Raw genomic sequence first — 15,210 nt, forward strand, 5'->3', positions numbered from 1 at the left:
CCGCACCGTGAGCTCGGCGAGCACGCTCTACCCCGTCGGTCTCGACCTGCGCGACCGCCGGGTCGTCGTCGTGGGCGGCGGCTCGGTCGCGCAGCGCCGGGTGGCCGGTCTGCTCGAGGTCGGCGCCGACGTCGTCGTCGTGAGCCCCGCGGTGACCACCGCGCTCGAGGCCGTCGCGGACTCCCGCGAGATCACCTGGGAGGCCCGGGAGTACGCGGCGGGCGACCTCGACGCGGCCTGGTACGTCGTCGCGGCGACGAGCTCGCCGGAGGTCAACGCCGCCGTCGCCGCCGCCGCCGAGGAGCGCCGCGTCTTCTGCGTGCGGGCCGACGCCGCCGACGAGGGCACCGCCGTGACTCCGGCCGTCGGGCGGTACGACGACGTGACGGTCGGGGTGCTCGGCGGCGGCGACCCCCGGCGCGCCAGCGGGGTGCGCGACGGCGTCGTCGAGGCGCTGCGCACCGGCACGCTGGCCGACCGGCGCCACCGGGCCGTCAACCCGGGCGTGACCCTCGTCGGCGGCGGCCCCGGCGACCCCGGCCTCATCACGGTGCGCGGCCGGCAGGCGCTGGCGCAGGCCGACGTCGTCGTGACCGACCGGCTCGCCCCCCAGCGGCTGCTCGAGGAGCTCCCGCCAGACGTCACCGTCATCGACGCCTCGAAGCTGCCCCGCGGCCGGTACATGAGCCAGGACACGATCAACGCGGTGCTCGTCGACGAGGCGAGGGCCGGGAACCGGGTCGTGCGGCTCAAGGGCGGCGACCCGTTCGTCTTCGGCCGCGGCTACGAGGAGATCCAGGCGTGCGCGGCGGCCGGCGTCCCGGTCGACGTCGTGCCCGGCGTCACCAGCGCGATCTCCGTGCCGGCCTTCGCGGGGGTGCCGGTGACCCACCGCGGGGTGACCCACGAGTTCGTCGTCGTCTCCGGGCACCTGCCGCCCGGGCACGCGGAGTCGCTGGTCGACTGGGCGGCGCTCGGCCGGCTGACCGGCACGATCGTGCTGCTCATGGCGGTGGAGAACATCGGGCTGATCGCCGAGGCGCTCGTCGCCGGCGGCCGGGACCCCGAGACGCCGGCCGTGGCCGTCCAGGAGGGCGGGCTGCCGGGCGAGCGGACGGCCCGGTCCACGCTGGCCAAGCTGCCCGGGGCGATCGCCGACGCCGGGGTGCGGCCGCCCGCCGTCGTCGTGGTCGGGGAGGTCGCGGGCTTCGCCGGCTAGTCGTCGTGGTGGTGGCGGGGCTGGTCGCGGGCGTCGTCGCGGGCCTGGTCGGCCGCCGCCTCGCTCGCCGTCTGCACCTGGATGCTGCCGAAGGCGCCGCGAGCGGACACCTGCAGCTGCGGCGCCCCGGCCGGGACGGCGGCACAGGCCGTGTCGCAGTCGGTGCTGCCGAAGACGGTGGTGCCCGACGTCGTCACGTGGGTGCCGTCGGGGACGACGACCTTCGTGGAGCCGAACAGCACCCCCACCGACACCGACGGCTCGCCGGGCGCGACCTGCACGGTCCGGCTGCCGAACATCGCCGCGCCCTGGCCCGCGGTGGCGACCCCGGGCGCGACGATCGCCACGACGGCGATCACCACCGCCGCCAGCAGCCCGCCGCGGAGTCCCCGACGACGACGGTCGTGCAGCTCGGGTGCCCGGGTGTCCTCGTGCCAGGCCGGCGCGGGCGCGGCCGTCGTCGGGGTGTCGTCGGGCTCCGGTGGGGCGGTCCCGTCGGGCAGGTCGGCCACCAGCGGCGCCAGCTCGCTGCGGAAGCGGGCGGCGTACGCGGCCTTCACGCGCTCGTCGTACTCGACCAGGGTGATCATCCCGGCGTCGTGGGCGGCGCGGAGCCGGTCGTCGGTCTCGCGCCGTTCCCGGTCGCCGATCCGCAGCTCGCCGCTCTCCGCCCCCACGGGGTCATCCTGACGCGCGGGCCTGTTCCTGGCGAGTGGCCGGGGCCCGTTGGCACGAGGGGCACCACCAGACCTCCCGGGCGAGCGGCGCCCCGGTGGCGGGACGGAACCGGACCAGCGTCCCGCAGCGGCGGCACGGCCGGTTCGAGCGGCCGGTCACCCAGTGGTTCTCGCCGCGGCGCTTCACCCCGGTCGTCGTCATGCCCGTGCCGTGCTCGAGGCTGTGCGTGATCATCCGGCGGCCGAGAGCGAGCAGCGGCTCGAGCTCGACGTCGCCGACGGGCGTCCACGGCCAGCATCCCCGCAGGAAGCACAGCTCGACGGCCCAGAGGTTGCCGAAGCCGGCCACGCCGCGCTGGTCGAGCAGGGCCTCGACGAGCGGGCGTGACGGGTCGCGCCGCAGCCGGCGCAGCGCGTCGTCGTCGTCGAACGCCGCCTGGGTCGCGGTGGGCTGCCCGGCGAGGACGTCCGGTCCCAGGTGCCCGACGACGCGGTGCTCGTCGCGGGTCTCGAGCAGCTCGAGCACCGGGACGCCGAGCCCGACGAGCGAGACCCCGCTGTCGAGGGTCAGCGCGGCACGGAGCGTGGGGAGCAGGTGGCGGGGCAGCGCGGGGCGGCCGTCGTCGCGGTGCTTGCGGATCAGGGTCCAGGAGCCGTCCATGCGCAGGTGGCTGTGCAGCGTGAGCCGCCGCCCGTCGCGCTCGAGCCGGGTGAGCAGGTGCTTGCCGTGGGCGCGGGTCTCGGCGAGGCGGGCGCCGCGGAGGTCGGCGCCGGCGACGGCGGGGTGGCGCAGGTCGGCGCGGACGACCGTCGCGCCGGCCAGCGTGTCCAGCCGCGCGGCGGTCCGGTGCACGGCGTCACCCTCCACGGAGTCCGGTGTACCCGCCGATCGCGTGGGTGTGGATTTCCGGACGTCCAGTGTCTGCGATGCGACACCGCAGACACTCTGCCCTACCGGCCCAGACCCGCCCGCGCCGCCGCCCACGCCGCCGCGCCGCACACCTGTCCCGTCGGGGCCGCGGCGCCCGGGTCGTCCGCCGCCGCGAGCGGGCACCCGGTGCGGGCCGCCAGCCAGTCGCGCACCCCGGGCAGCGACGCGACGCCGCCCCGCACGAGCAGCGGCGGCCGGCCCGCGTCCGCGCCGTCGAGCAGCTCGACGACGGCGGCCCCCACCTGCTCGAGCGCGGGCGCGAACAGCGGGCCGAGGTCGGCGTGGGTCAGCCGCACGACGCCGGGCGCGGGGTGCTCGGGCGCCAGCACCGGGACCCCGACGTCGGCCGCGCCCTCGCCGCCGAGCCGGGACTTGGCGTCGTGCACGCCGCGGCGCAGCCAGAACCACGCGCGGTGGGCCTCGACGTCGCTGGAGAACCGGATCCGCTCGGCGAGCGCCGCCGGGGCGCGGTCGAGCACCAGCTGGGTCAGCGCGTCGTCGAGGGCCTCCGCCCCGACCTCGAGCATCCGCGCGGGCACGCCCTCGCGCAGCGTCGCCACGGTCGTCGCCGGGTCGGGCGCCTCCCGGTCGACGAGCGCGATCTCGGTGCCGCCCCCGCCGAGGTCCACGACGACGACGGGTCCGCTCCCGCCGAGCCGGATCGCCGCGGCCTCCGGGGCGGCGAGCAGCGCCAGGTCGACCTCACCGCCGCCGTCGACGGCCCGCAGCGCCGAGCGCCCCGCGGCCCGCAGCGCCGCCGGCCCGGTGGCGGGGTCGGACCACGACGCCGGGTGGAGCAGCGCGAGCACGGTCGGCGCGGTGCCGCGGCGGCCGGCCTCGGCCTGCAGGACGCGCGCGACGAGCGCGGTGGCGACGTTGACCGCCGTCGTCGGCCGCGGCCACGTCGCGAGCAGCGGGTCGTCGGGGCCGCCGGTCGCCGCGGCCAGGAAGGAGCGCCCGCGCAGGACGGCGGCCTGGGGCTCGGCGTGCGCGGCGTCGAGGGCCGGCCGCCCGGCGAGCACGGTGCCGTCGTCGCGGGAGAGCACGACCGAGGGGAGCGTGACCTCGCCGTCGACCCGCACCGTGGTCACCCGGGTCCAGCCGTCGGTGGGGTCGACGTCGGCCGTCGCGCCCGTCGTCGTCGAGGTGCCGTGGTCGACGGCCAGCACCCACCGCGGGTCTCCCATGGGCGCACACCCTAGGGCCGCCGAACGGCCTAGGGGCGCAGCCGCACGGGCAGGGCGGCGAGGGCGTGGATCAGCACGCTCCGGCGGTGGACGACGTCGGCGAGCGCGACGGCGGGCTGCAGGTCGCCGAACCGGTCGAGGAGCGTCCCGAGCGCCACCTCGCCCTCGAGGCGGGCCAGCGACGCGCCGAGGCAGAAGTGGATGCCGTGGCCGAAAGCCAGGTGCCCGGAGGTGTCGCGGTCGGCGTCGTGGAGCTCCGGCGCGTCGAACCGGGCGGGGTCGCGGTTGGCGGCGGCGAGGGAGAGCGTCACGGTCGCGCCCGCGGGGATCACCACGCCGCCGAGCTCGACGTCGGCCGCGGCGAACCGGGCGGGCGCGTTCGAGACCGGCGAGCCCCATCGCAGGAACTCCTCCACCAGCGGCGCGAGCGACTCGCCGGCGCGGCGGGTGGCGACCGCGCGGGCCCGCAGGTCGGGGTCGCGCAGCAGCGCGAACACGCTGTTGGCGACGAGGTTCGCCGTCGTCTCGTGGCCCGCGATCAGCAGGATCATGCCCATCCCGACGATCTCCTCGTCGGTGAGCCGGTCGCCCTCGTCGGAGGCGGTGACGAGGCCGGAGAGCAGGGCGTCGTCGGGCTCGGCGCGCTTGGCCCCGACGAGCTCGGCGAGGTAGGCCGCGAGGCTCGTCGACGCCTGCTGCTTGGCCTCCTGCGGCGAATTGTCGATCATCGTGTTCGACCAGTGCGCGAACGCCTCGCGGTCGACCGGCGGGACGCCGAGGAGCTCGCAGATCACCGCCATCGGCAGCGGGACGGCGTAGGTCGCGACGAGGTCGACCGGCTCGTCGGGCGGCAGCGCGTCGAGCAGCGTCGTCGCGATCTGGGAGATCCGCGGGCGCAGCGCGGCGACCCGCCGGACCGTGAACGCCTGCACGACGAGCTTGCGGAGCCGGGTGTGCACCGGTGGGTCGTTCAGCAGCAGCATGTGCCCCGTCGGACCGGGGATGAGCGGCTCGGCCGGGCGCTCGGCCTCCGGGAGCAGCGCGCGGGGGTCCTTGGCCAGGCGGGGGTCGGTGAAGGCCGCGCGGACGTCGTCGTAGCGGGTGACCAGCCACGTCGAGCCGCCCTCGGGGAGGTCGACCTCGCGGACCGGGGCGATCTCGCGGAGCCGGGCGAGGGTGGCGTGGGGGTCCACCCAGTAGTCGTCGGTGAAGACGGGCCCGGTCGTGAGGTCGGCGGTCACGACGTCGAGTGTGGCAGCGGCCGGGTGGGCCCGGGGTGATTTCGGTGAGGGTTCGTTCACTGAGCGCACCCTCGGCGTCGGGTCGGTCGCCCCGCGCTCGCACGAACGGCCGGTTCGTGACCCTTTAAGGGCACGAACCGGCCGTTCGTGCGTCCGGGTGGCGGGCTCAGCCCTTCGGCTCGCCCATCCCGACCGACGTCGCCCCGAACGTCCGGCCCGTCTTGCGGAACTGCTCCTCGAGCTGGGGGACCATCGTCTTCGCCTGCGCGAGGATCGGGAGGTCGCCGAGCCACGAGAAGGTGATCGGGCGCAGCGCGGCGATCAGCCCGACCGACTTCGGCACGAACACCCGCCGCTTGCGCTTCGCGATGCCCGCGAGGAACGCCGCGGCGCAGTCCTCCACCGAGCTCAGCGCGCCGAGCGGGCCGGGCATCTTGCGCAGGGTGTCCTCGAAGGTCGACGAGTCGGCCTTGACGTCGCGGACGAGGTCGGTGTCGATCCAGCCCATGTGCGCGGTGCCGACGTCGACGCCGCGGTAGGCGAGCTCGAAGCGCAGCGCGTTGCCGTAATGCTCCACGCCGGCCTTCGAGCCGCAGTACGCGGCCATCCCCGGCAGCGCGGTGAACGCGGCCAGCGAGGACACGAGCAGGTAGTAGCCGCGCCGCTTCGCAACCTCCGCGACGGTCGCCGACACCGTCCGCGACACCCCGATGAGGTTGACCTCCATGACGCGCGCGACGACGTCGGCCGGGCTCTCGGCGACGGTGCCGTGGTTGGCGATCCCGGCGTTCGCGATCACGACGTCGATCCCGCCGAGCTCGCCGACGGTGTGCTTCACGGCGGCGTCGAGGGACTGCTGGTCGGTGACGTCGCACGTCGCCCACGTATGTTGCGGGCCCAGCTCGCCCGCGATGCGCTCGAGACGCTCGGGCTCGAGCCCGAGCAGCGCGACGCGGGCCCCCTTCGCGGCCGCCTGCCGGGCCGTCTCCTCCCCGATGCCGCGGGCGGCGCCGGTGATGAGGACGACCTTGCCGCTGATGTCGTAGGCCATGGCGGAGCTCCTCTCAGGTCCGCGCGTGCGCGGGGGTGATGACGTACTCGTCGGGCTTCATCTGCTTGCACCGCCGGTGGAACGGCATGGTGAAGGTGGGCCATAGCGCGGAGTTGTGGCCGTGGCCGTCCAGGTACCAGCTGGAGCACCCGCCGTCGACCCACACGGTGCCCTCGGTCAGGCGCTGCATCTCGGCGACGAACCGGTCCTGGGAGTCCTGCCGCGGCTCGACGGCGCCCACCGACGACGTCCGCAGCCGGCGCAGCACGTCCATGACCAGGTTGATCTGCGACTCGATCATGAAGACGACCGAGTTGTGCCCCAGCCCGGTGTTCGGCCCGAGCAGCGTGAACAGGTTCGGGAAGCCGGCGATCATCGTGCCGTTGTGGGCGAACATGGTGTCGCCCCAGTGCTCGGCGAGGCTGCGCCCGTCGCGGCCGAACACCCGGTGGCTGATCGGCAGGTCGCTGATCGCGAACCCGGTGCCGGCGATGATGGTGTCGACCTCGTGCTCGGTGCCGTCCCCGGTGACCACCGCGTGCGGCCGGACCTCGGTGATGCGGTCGGTGACGACCTCGACGTTCGGCCGGTCCAGCGCGGGCAGGTAGGTGTTGGACAGCAGGATGCGCTTGCAGCCCATCGAGTAGTCCGGCGTGATCTTCTCGCGCAGCGCGGGGTCGGTGACCTGGGTGCGCATGTGCTTCTCGGCGAGCTTCGCGGCCTTCGCCATCCGCTTCGGGTCCTTGAACCCGAACACGAAGGTCTCGCGGCCCCAGTAGATGCCCTCGCGCAGGAGCCGCTGCAGCGCCGGGACGCGGCGGAACGCCCACTTCTCGAGGCGGGTGAAGGCGCGGTCGCGGCGCGGCATGATCCACGGGGGCGTGCGCTGGAAGACGGTCAGCTGCCCGACGACGGGCGCGATCTCCGGCACGAACTGGATGGCCGACGCGCCGGTGCCGATCACCGCGACGCGGCGGCCCCGCAGGTCGAGGTCGTGGCGCCACGTGGCGGAGTGGAACCGCTCGCCGGCGAAGTCCTCGAGCCCGGGGACATCGGGCCAGGACGGGTCGGAGAGGGCGCCGGAGCCGAGGACGACGGCGTCGGCGGTCCAGGTGCCCTGACTCGTCGTGACGGTCCAGCGCTGGTCGTCGGTGGACCAGCGGACCTCGAGGACCTCGTGGTGGTTGCGGGTGAAGCGGTCGATGCCGTACTCGGCCGAGACCCGCCGGAGGTACGCGTGGATCTCCGGCTGGGCCGAGAACGAGCGGCTCCAGTCGGGGTTCGGGGCGAACGAGAACGAGTAGAGGTGGCTCGGCACGTCGCAGGCACAGCCCGGGTAGGAGTTGTCGCGCCAGGTGCCGCCGACGTCGCCGTGGCGCTCGAAGACCAGGAAGTCCTCGACGCCGGCCTGGCGCAGCCGGATCGCCGTGCCGAGCCCGGAGAAACCGTTCCCGACGATCGCCACCGACAGGTGGGGGACGTCCTCCCCGGCACGGTCGGCGCTGGGCGGGCTCGCGGTCTCGGTGGACATGGTCGCGCCTCCTCTGGGGTTGGTACGACTACGTACCGACTGCCCGGAGAGCATGGTACGAGGTGGTACCATAGGCCAGTGACTGTGAGCGCACACACTCCGGGTGGCGACGGACCCCCGGTCGTGGCGGCGATCCGCGGCGGTGCGGGCGCCGCGCTGGCCCCGGCGGACCACCGCCAGCGCCTCCTGGTCGCGATGGCCGAGCTGCTCGCCGAGCAGGGCTACGCGAGCGTGACCGTGACCGACGTCGTGGCCCGGGCCCGGGTGTCCAAGCGGACCTTCTACCAGCACTTCTCCGATCGCGAGGAGTGCCTCCTGGCGACCTACCGCGTCGTCGCCGAGGGTCCGCTGCACCTCATCGCGGAGGCCGCAGGGTCCGTCGCCGGGCAGGGCCTGCCGCTGCGCGAGGAGGTCGCGGCCCTCACCGGCGCCTACCTGGCGGCGATGGCGGAGCACCCGCTGCTCACCCGCGCGATGCTCACCGAGCCCGGCTCGACCGGCCCGGCGGGCCGCCGGGCCCGCCGCGAGGTGCTCCGGCGGTTCGCCGACCAGCTCGTGGCGCTCGCGTCCGGCGTCGGGGGGCGCTCCGGGGCCCGGGCGCTGTCGCCGGAGCTGGCGCAGGCGCTCGTCGGGGGGATCAACGAGCTCGTGCTCGCCGCGGTGGAGTCGGCCGACCGCGAGGAGGTCGCCGCCGCCCGGATCGCCGAGGAGATCCTCGGGCTGCGCGACACGGTGACCGAGCTGGCGGTGGCCGTGCTCGCCCGGCAGGACCGACGCGTCCCGTGATCACGGGTACGTCAGGCGCCCCGGGTCGCCGTCGGGCCTGCCCTCGGTGCTCCTGATCACGGGAACCCGGTCCGCGATGGCAGCGACGGACCATCGCTGACACCGCCCCCCTCAGCGCTGCCGCGAGAACAGGATCGCGAGCGCGGTGCAGCCGACGACGATCAGGATGATCGGCAGCACCGAGATGACCGAGTCGGCGTCGATGGCCGCGAGCAGCAGATCCACGGGGCGCCCCTCAGCCCCAGGCGGGGGTGGGCATCCCCGCGCGGTCGTCGCGCAGCACCGCGGCCGACTGCCGGGTGATCACGACGGTGCCCAGGACGACGACGGCGGCCGCGACCACCTCCCCGACGAGGTCCGCGGGCCCGGCGGCGACGCGCTCCCCGAGCACGAGCACCCCGAGCAGGACCGCGACCGCGGGGTCGGTGGTGCCGATGACCGCGTTGACCGGCGCGTTCAGCCGTCCGAGGTGCAGCGCGCGCTGGGAGAGCGCCCAGCCGCAGAGCGAGGTCACGACGGCCCCGGCCGCGTACCAGGTCGTCAGCGCGGCGACGAGGCCCGGCTCGCGCAGCGCGGTGGAGAACAGGGTGGCGGTCAGGCCGTAGAAGCCGCCGGTGGCGAGGGCGAGTAGCGCCGCCCGCGTCGGCTCGCCCCACGACACCGCCCGCAGCCCGACGGCGCCCAGCACCCCGGCGACCACCGCCACCCCGAACAGGGGCAGGAAGGCGGGTGCCGGCGGGACGGCCGGGGCCTGCGGCCGGGCGATCGCGAGGAAGGCCGTCAGGCCGACGACGCACGCCGCCGAGGCCCCGAGCAGGCGGCGGTCGAGCCGCCGGCGGGCCAGCCGGGCCGAGGCGATCGTCCCGAACACCAGCCCGGTGACGAGCACCGGCTGGACGAGCGCGACCGGGCCGATGTGCAGCGCGAACGCGTAGGAGAGCCAGCCCGCCCCGATGACGGCCTGCCCGGTCCACCAGCGCCGACGGCGCAGCACCCGCACCAGCAGCGTGCGCGTCGAGTCCGGCTCGTCGATCTCCTGGCCCGCACGCTGCTGCAGCACCGTGCCGGTGGCGATCCCGCACGCCCCGAGCAGCGCCGCCAGCAGCGCGATGGCCGGGGTCACCGGACGCTCCCCACCAGGCGCGGGGGGAGCTCGTCGTCGGGACCCGCGACGGCGGGCTCCTCGACCGGGACGGGGGCGGGCAGGCCGAGGACCGCGGCGAGGTCGACGCGGGCGTGGCGGGCCGACCAGCGGGCCGCGCGGGCGTGGGCGGCGGCCAGGGCGGCCGGGTCGGCGATCCAGGAGCGCAGCAGCGCGGTCAGCTGACGCGGGCGGCGGCAGGTCCGGGCGAGCCCGGCCGCGCCGAGCAGGCGGGCGGAGTCCCGCCCGTGCCCGGGCAGCGGCTGGTGGATGACCAGGGTCCGCCCGCACGCCAGGGCCTCCTGCGCCGTCGCCCCGCCGGAGTTGTTCACGACGACGTCGGCGGCGGCGAGCAGCGTCGGCACGTCGTCCACCCACCCGGGCACCCGCAGCCGCTCGCCCGCGCGCATCCGGGCGCGCAGGGCCTTCAGCCGGGTACGCGCCCGCTCGTCTCGCCCGCAGAGGGCGACGACGTGGCAGCGCGGGTCCGCGGCGAGGGCCGCGCGCACCGCGCCGGCGACCCCGCCGAGCCCGAGCGAGCCCGCCGTCACGACCACCACCAGCGCATCCTCCGGCAGCCCGAGCCCCCGGCGTGCCGCGCGGGCCTCGTCGTCGCCGACCGGGCCGAAGGGGGCGCCGACCAGCGGCGACCGGACCGTGACGTGGGCGCCCGGGTCCATCCGGCGGGTCGGCTCGCGGGCGAGGTCGTCCAGGACGAGGTACTCGTCGACGCCGGGGTAGGTCCAGTACGCGTGCGGCGCGAAGTCGCAGACGGCGGCGACGATCCGCGCGTCGAGCAGACCGCGGCGGCGCAGCCAGGCGAGTCCGGCGGTCGCGAGCTGGTGGGTGGAGACGACGACGTCGGTCGGCCCGCCCGCGAGGTCGGCGCGCAGGGCGCGGGCGACCCACGCCCCCATGACCTCCCGGTAGAACCAGCGCACCAGTCGCGAGTGCGTGACCGCGGCGTACCAGCCCTCCTGCAGCAGCGGGGTCCACTGCACCGCGAACTCGAACAGCCACCGGAACACTGGCCCGGAGCCGTGGCCCATGCGGGCGAACGCCTCGGCCACCCGGATGTCGCAGTCCGGCCGGTCGCGGGTGACGGTCGTGTGCACGGCGCGCGCGACCGCCTCGTGTCCCTGACCGATGTCGCCCGAGACGATGAGGACCCGGGCGGCCCGGTCGTTCTGCGGCCTCGTCACGAGTGCCAGTCTCCCGATCCGGCTCCCGGCGCACCCGTCCGGGTGTGTTGTTCACGCTCCGGGGAGCCACCGTTCACCCCCGCACGGAGGCTTCGGCCGCCCTTCACCCGCGCCTCGTCGGCGCGCCCGAGCGCACCCCCGATCATGACTCCCAGTAGGTTCACGGGCGGGTCACGGCCTCCGGGCGTCGATGGACGACGTGGAACCAACCCGTGCCCGTCGGACGTCCTCACGCCCGAGAGGAGCCCCGCGACCGATGACCGCACTCGGCGTCCCGAGGTCGATACGCCCCCGGAAGCGCCCCGGTGCGCGTGCCGCCGACCCCGGTGCTCCGGCCCGGACCGGCACCGGCCGCTCCCCGCGGGTGGTCGTGCTCACGGCCCGCGTCGGCGCCGGCCACGACCGCCCGGCCTACGAGCTGGCGGCCCGGCTGCGCGCCCGCGGCGCGGTGGCCGAGGTGCACGACTACCTCGACGCGCTGCCGCGGTTCGGCCAGGTGATCATCGGCGACGGCTACGGCGTCGTCGTCAACCGGATGCCGCGGTTCTTCGACTGGCTCTTCCACGCGCTCGAGCACCGGGGGCTCGTGCGCTGGATCATCCTGACCTTCCTGATGCTCTCCGAGCGCACCGTGCGGCGCTGGACCCGCGACGCCGACGTCGTCGTCTCCACGTTCCCGCTCTCGTGCCAGACGCTGGGCCGGATGCGGGGCGCCGGCCACATCGACGTGCCCGTGGTCAGCTACCTCACCGACCCGGCACCGCACCGGATGTGGCTGCACCCGGGCGTCGACGTGCACCTGTCCGTGACCAGCGCCTGCGCCGACGCCGCCGACGAGGTCTACGGCGTGGCCGTGCGCCCGGCGGGCCCGCTCGTGGACCCGCGCTTCTCGCGCGCCCACACCGACGCCGACCGCGCCGCCACCCGCCGCGAGCTCGGCCTGGGCGACGACGAGACGGCGGTGCTGATCAGCGCGGGCTCGCTCGGGCTCGGCGACGTACCCGCGCTCGTCGACGCCGCGCTCACCAGCCCGGCCGCCCACGTGCTCGTCCTGTGCGGGCGCAACGCCGACCTGCGCGAGCAGCTCGACGCGCGGGAGCGGGTCACCGCGCTCGGCTGGCGCGACGACGTCCCGGCGCTGATGGCCGCGGCCGACGTCCTGCTGCACAACGCCGGCGGATTGTCGGTGACCGAGGCGCTGGTGGCCAACCTCCCGGCGGTCACCTACCACCCGATCCCCGGGCACGGGCGCGCCAACGCGACGGTGCTCGCCGAGGCCGGGCTGGCCCCGTGGCCGGAGACGCCGGCCGGGCTGGCCACGGTGCTCGACGGCATCGGGTCCACGTCGCCGCTCTCGCCGTGGCCGGCGACCCCCGAGGGCGACGTCGCGGCCATCGTGCTCGAGCTCGCCGCCGAGGAGCGCCAGGCGGTGCCCGCCGCATAGGTGGCCTTCGGCCCCGTGAGCACAAAGTGTCGCTATACCGGCACTTTCTGCTCACGAGCGAAGCACCTCTGACGCCACCCAGTGCGCCACCCCGTCCGGCCACGGCGCCGGGAGCCCGAGGGTGACGTGGGTGAACCCGGCGTCGAGGGCCTCGGTGATCGCCGTCCGCGTGGCGCCGGGCTCGTCGTAGGAGACGGGCAGGTGGATCGAGCGGGTGATCGACGCCGGGTCGCGGCCGATCTCGGCGCAGTAGCGGTCGAGCAGGGCGCTGCGCTGCCGGACGTCGTCGAGGTCGCCGCCGGGGATGTTCCAGACGTCGGCGTGCTTCGCGACCACCCGCAGCGTCGAGGCCGCCCGGCCCCCGATGGTGATCGGCGGGTGCGGGCGCTGCACCGGCTTCGGGTTGCCGAAGGCTCCGTGCACCGCGACGTGCCGGCCCTCGACGTCGAACGGCTGGTCCGAGGTCCACAGCCGGCGGATCACCGTGCACGACTCGTCCAGGGCCTCCACCGAGTCCCCGAAGTCGTGGTAGGGCAGGCCGTGGGCCTCGTACTCCCGGCGCGCCCACGGGATGCTCGGCCGGGACCCGGCCCCGATCCCGAACTCGAGCCGGCCGCCGGACACGTGGTCCACCGTCGTCGCGATCTTGGCCAGCAGCGCCGGCGGCCGGATCCGGTTGCTGGTGACCAGCAGCCCGAGGCGGAGCCGCTCGGTCTGCGCCGCGAGGGCGGACAACAGCGTCCAGCCCTCGAGGATCGGCCCGTCGAGCGGACCGCCGATGGGCAGGAGGTGGTCGAAGAGCCAGGCGTGGTCGATCGCCCCGACCGCGTCGGCCTCGCGCCAGACGCGCAGGACGTCGTCGTAGGCGACCTGCTGGGGCGCGGTCACGATCCCGAAGCTGGGCCGGATCGTCATGGTGGGGTCCTCCCGCATGGCAGGATGTAAAGACGGAACGTGGTTCCGCCAACCATACGGAACCTGGTTCCGGTTGTCGACGAGCGAGGTGGACCGTGGTGGAGACCGGCACGACGGACGCGGCGGCGGCCGACCCGCCCCGCCGCCGCGCCGACGCCCGCCGCAACGCCGAGGCCCTGCTCGACGCGGCCGCGGCGGCCTTCGTCGCCGCCGGCGTCGACGCGCCGGTGCGCGACATCGCCGCGCGGGCCGGGGTCGGCGTGGGCACCGTCTACCGCCACTTCCCGACGCGGGCCGACCTCGTCGTCGCGGTCTACCGCCACCAGGTCGAGGCGTGCGTCGCCGCCGGGACGACGTGCCGCGCCGAGGCCGACTCCGCCTACGACGCCCTGGTCCGCTGGATCGACGGCTTCGTCGACTTCCTCGTGACCAAGCACGGGCTGGCCGCGGCCCTGCGTGGCGACGACGGCCGGTTCGAGGCCCTCCACGCGTGGTTCCTCGAGCGGCTCGTCCCGGTCTGCGGCGAGCTCCTCGCCGAGGCCGCGGCCGCCGGCGAGGTCCGCGACGACGTGGCCGGCCTCGAGCTCATGCGCGGCGTCGGGAACCTCTGCGTCGGCGCCGGGGACGCCGGTTACGACGCCCGGCGCCTCGTCGGCATCCTGCTCGCGGGCCTCAGGACTGGATGACCTGCACGACCCCGCCGGTCACGCCGGCGACGAAGAGCCGGCCGGTGGTCGGGTCGACGCCGAGCGTGTAGGGGTTCTGCACCGTCGGGAAGCGCTCGACCTCCCGGGGCTGGGGGGTCGTCATGTCGTAGCCGACCACGGTGTTCGTCCCCGAGGACGCGACCCACAGCCGGTCGCGGGCCGCGTCGTAGGCGATGCCGTACGGCCCGCCGGGCTGGGGGAGCGCGCCGACCTGGGTCGGCGGTCCGGACGGGTTCGGCTGGAAGACCAGGACCTGGTTGCCGCGCGTGTCCGTCGCGATCATCCGGCCGTGCCGGTCCGCCACCAGGTGGGTCGGGCCCGCGCCCGCCGGGACCTGTCCGAGGATCCGCAGCGCCTCGGCGTCGTAGGTGGTCAGCGTGTTCTTGCGGACGTCGATGAGCCCGACGATGTTCCCGACGGGCGCGAGGCCCGCCGGCTGCACCGCGTCGGTGAACACCTTGGCCACCTGGTCGCCGCGCACGGCCGAGACGGTGCCGCCGAGCTCGTCGGCGGTGAAGACGGTGCCGTTGGCGGCCTGGGTGGCGTCGTGCGGGACCGTCCCGACGAACAGCGGCGGCGCCGCCTGCCCGCCGGGCAGCGACACCCGCACGAGCGAGTTCGCGCTCTCCACGGGGACGAGGACCGGCCCGCCGGGCGCGGCGAGCTGCAGGTGGCGCACGAAGCCCGGCAGCGGGGTGCGGGTGCGGACGGCGCCGGTGTCGGCGTCGAGCAGCACGAGGCTGTTCGGGTTCCGGGTGGCGACGGCCACGGTGCGGGTGACCGGGTCGACGACCACGCCTTCGGGGGCCGAGCCGACCGGGATCTGCCGGCCCGGCGGCGGGACCGCCGGCGCCGGCGCGGACTGGGGCTCGGCGGCGAGGGGCAGCCCCTGCGTCGGGGGCCGGGTGCCCTCCGTGGGCGCGCCGGGCGGGAGCAGGCCCGTCGTCGGGGTCGGCGCACCGGCCGTCGGCGAGGGGGCCGTCGTCGGGGTCGCGGCGGGCGGCGGCTCGTTGCTGCACGCGGCGAGGCCGACGGCCGCGGCGGCGAGGCCGGCCGCGAGGAGGACGCGTGCTCGGCGTCGAGGCATGGCCGGAGTATCCCGGTGGTCCGGGTGCCGCGCTCTCCGGCCGGTCCACCCGGGGGGCCCGGACGCGGCGGCGCGCCGGGCGTGGCACCGT

The 15,210-nt window shown here is 75.9% G+C and carries 14 protein-coding genes; 4 read left to right on the forward strand and 10 right to left on the reverse strand.

What is annotated here, in order from left to right:
• The first annotated feature begins 7 nt into the window (after positions 1 to 7).
• Complete coding sequence (gene cobA, locus HH311_RS20285; protein WP_169185515.1) at positions 8 to 1,219, forward strand: uroporphyrinogen-III C-methyltransferase; 1,212 nt, start codon at positions 8 to 10, stop codon at positions 1,217 to 1,219.
• Here the strand turns inward: cobA and HH311_RS20290 are convergent.
• The 6 genes from HH311_RS20290 to HH311_RS20315 all read right to left on the reverse strand — a co-directional run bounded on the left by HH311_RS20290 (position 1,216) and on the right by HH311_RS20315 (position 7,837).
• The gene (locus tag HH311_RS20290; RefSeq protein ID WP_169185516.1) at positions 1,216 to 1,896 is read right to left on the reverse strand and encodes a DUF1707 domain-containing protein; all 681 of its coding nucleotides are present in this window, start codon (positions 1,894 to 1,896) and stop codon (positions 1,216 to 1,218) included. The two genes, cobA and HH311_RS20290, sit on opposite strands and share 4 nt — an antisense overlap.
• Before the next feature lie 4 nt (positions 1,897 to 1,900).
• Positions 1,901 to 2,749: a DNA-formamidopyrimidine glycosylase family protein gene (locus HH311_RS20295; RefSeq protein ID WP_211190555.1), complete on the reverse strand. Its 849-nt coding sequence runs from the start codon at positions 2,747 to 2,749 to the stop codon at positions 1,901 to 1,903.
• A gap of 98 nt (positions 2,750 to 2,847) precedes the next feature.
• Complete coding sequence (locus HH311_RS20300) at positions 2,848 to 4,014, reverse strand: hypothetical protein (RefSeq protein ID WP_169185518.1); 1,167 nt, start codon at positions 4,012 to 4,014, stop codon at positions 2,848 to 2,850.
• A gap of 29 nt (positions 4,015 to 4,043) precedes the next feature.
• Positions 4,044 to 5,255 (reverse strand): cytochrome P450, encoded by a 1,212-nt coding sequence (locus HH311_RS20305; RefSeq protein WP_169185519.1) that lies wholly within the window; start codon positions 5,253 to 5,255, stop codon positions 4,044 to 4,046.
• Between the two features lie 166 nt (positions 5,256 to 5,421).
• The gene (locus HH311_RS20310) at positions 5,422 to 6,306 is read right to left on the reverse strand and encodes an SDR family oxidoreductase (protein WP_169185520.1); all 885 of its coding nucleotides are present in this window, start codon (positions 6,304 to 6,306) and stop codon (positions 5,422 to 5,424) included.
• A gap of 13 nt (positions 6,307 to 6,319) precedes the next feature.
• The gene (locus HH311_RS20315) at positions 6,320 to 7,837 is read right to left on the reverse strand and encodes an NAD(P)/FAD-dependent oxidoreductase (protein WP_169185521.1); all 1,518 of its coding nucleotides are present in this window, start codon (positions 7,835 to 7,837) and stop codon (positions 6,320 to 6,322) included.
• 123 nt (positions 7,838 to 7,960) lie between these two features.
• On the opposite strand from HH311_RS20315, the gene HH311_RS20320 reads away from it, so the two are divergent.
• Entirely contained in the window at positions 7,961 to 8,623 is a 663-nt protein-coding gene (locus HH311_RS20320) for a TetR/AcrR family transcriptional regulator (RefSeq protein WP_169185522.1), read from the forward strand.
• Between the two features lie 235 nt (positions 8,624 to 8,858).
• Here HH311_RS20320 and HH311_RS20325 read toward each other — a convergent pair whose 3' ends face one another.
• Both HH311_RS20325 and HH311_RS20330 read right to left on the reverse strand, forming a co-directional pair.
• Positions 8,859 to 9,746: a DMT family transporter gene (locus tag HH311_RS20325; protein ID WP_169185523.1), complete on the reverse strand. Its 888-nt coding sequence runs from the start codon at positions 9,744 to 9,746 to the stop codon at positions 8,859 to 8,861.
• Positions 9,743 to 10,966, reverse strand: a complete 1,224-nt coding sequence (locus tag HH311_RS20330; RefSeq protein WP_169185524.1) for an MGDG synthase family glycosyltransferase — start codon at positions 10,964 to 10,966, stop codon at positions 9,743 to 9,745. The genes HH311_RS20325 and HH311_RS20330 overlap by 4 nt, the downstream gene beginning before the upstream one ends.
• A 256-nt stretch (positions 10,967 to 11,222) precedes the next feature.
• Here HH311_RS20330 and HH311_RS20335 point away from each other — a divergent pair, with 256 nt between their 5' ends.
• A complete protein-coding gene (locus HH311_RS20335) occupies positions 11,223 to 12,410 on the forward strand; it encodes an MGDG synthase family glycosyltransferase (RefSeq protein ID WP_169185525.1) in 1,188 nt (395 codons plus the stop codon).
• A gap of 51 nt (positions 12,411 to 12,461) precedes the next feature.
• On the opposite strand, the gene HH311_RS20340 is transcribed toward HH311_RS20335, so the two are convergent.
• A complete protein-coding gene (locus HH311_RS20340; RefSeq protein ID WP_211190556.1) occupies positions 12,462 to 13,325 on the reverse strand; it encodes an LLM class flavin-dependent oxidoreductase in 864 nt (287 codons plus the stop codon).
• A 95-nt stretch (positions 13,326 to 13,420) separates the two neighbouring features.
• Here HH311_RS20340 and HH311_RS20345 point away from each other — a divergent pair, with 95 nt between their 5' ends.
• The gene (locus HH311_RS20345; RefSeq protein ID WP_312030273.1) at positions 13,421 to 14,011 is read left to right on the forward strand and encodes a TetR/AcrR family transcriptional regulator; all 591 of its coding nucleotides are present in this window, start codon (positions 13,421 to 13,423) and stop codon (positions 14,009 to 14,011) included.
• Here HH311_RS20345 and HH311_RS20350 read toward each other — a convergent pair.
• Entirely contained in the window at positions 13,998 to 15,119 is a 1,122-nt protein-coding gene (locus tag HH311_RS20350) for a YncE family protein (protein WP_169185527.1), read from the reverse strand. The genes HH311_RS20345 and HH311_RS20350 overlap by 14 nt on opposite strands.
• Positions 15,120 to 15,210 lie beyond the last annotated feature (91 nt).

This window comes from Actinomycetospora sp. TBRC 11914, assembly GCF_012933465.1.
Taxonomy (GTDB): Bacteria; Actinomycetota; Actinomycetes; order Mycobacteriales; family Pseudonocardiaceae; genus Actinomycetospora.